Source organism: Kineococcus glutinatus, assembly GCF_039542765.1.
GTDB classification, from domain to species: domain Bacteria; phylum Actinomycetota; class Actinomycetes; order Actinomycetales; family Kineococcaceae; genus Kineococcus_A; species Kineococcus_A glutinatus.
The window spans coordinates 1-745 of record NZ_BAABIL010000419.1; the positions used below are offsets into that span (position 1 = coordinate 1).

The 745-nt window shown below is 80.9% G+C and carries 1 protein-coding gene; it reads right to left on the reverse strand.

The annotated features are described in order from the left end of the window. Positions 1-745 (reverse strand): hypothetical protein (locus tag ABEB16_RS15020; protein ID WP_345713043.1); only part of this gene is annotated, 745 nt, incomplete at both ends.

Genomic DNA, 745 nt, shown 5'->3' on the forward strand with positions numbered 1-745 from the left:
GTCCACCGGGCCGGGCAGCGCCCGCAGCGCGGGGGCGTCGCCGGGCAGCAGGCGCACGTCGTAGTAGGCGGCCTCGCGGTCGACGAGGCTCGCGCCGGCGGACAAGGCCGCCACCAGCGCCAGCGCGGGCAGCCGGCGCAGGCCCAGCAGCCGCAGCGGCGGGGGCGGCGCGAACCGGTCGCCCACCAGGACCAGCGCCGTGACGACCACCGACCAGACCACGACGACGGCGAACAGCACGGTGACGGTGCCCAGCGGCGCGGCCCACAGCGGGTCGGCGAGGAAACCACCCGCCAGCAGCACCACCGCCGCAGCGCTCCACCGCCCCACCGGCCCGGGCGGGCGCGGGCGCCGGGTGCGCCACCCGGCCGGGCGGCGCACCCGGCGGCGGGCATGCACGGGCGGCAGCCGCCACACCACCGCGCACACCAGCCCGGCGAGCAGGAGCATCCCGCCGCACCACAGGACCAGCCCGGCCGACCACCGCCCCCCGACGGCCAGGGTGGTCACCGCCCGCAGGATGGCCGCCGCCAGGGCGAGCGGACCGGCGGCGCCCAGCACCAGCAGCAGCGTCCGCTCGGCCAGGACCTGTCGCGGGTCGCGGGGCAGCCGGGCCGAGCGGGAGCGGGGCGGCACGTGGCAGCGCACCGCCCGCGGCAGGCAGACCGCGGTGAGCAGCAGCAGCGCCGCACCCACCACGAGCAGCGGCGAGCCGGTGCCCGCCCAGCCCCGCGGGGCCCACGCC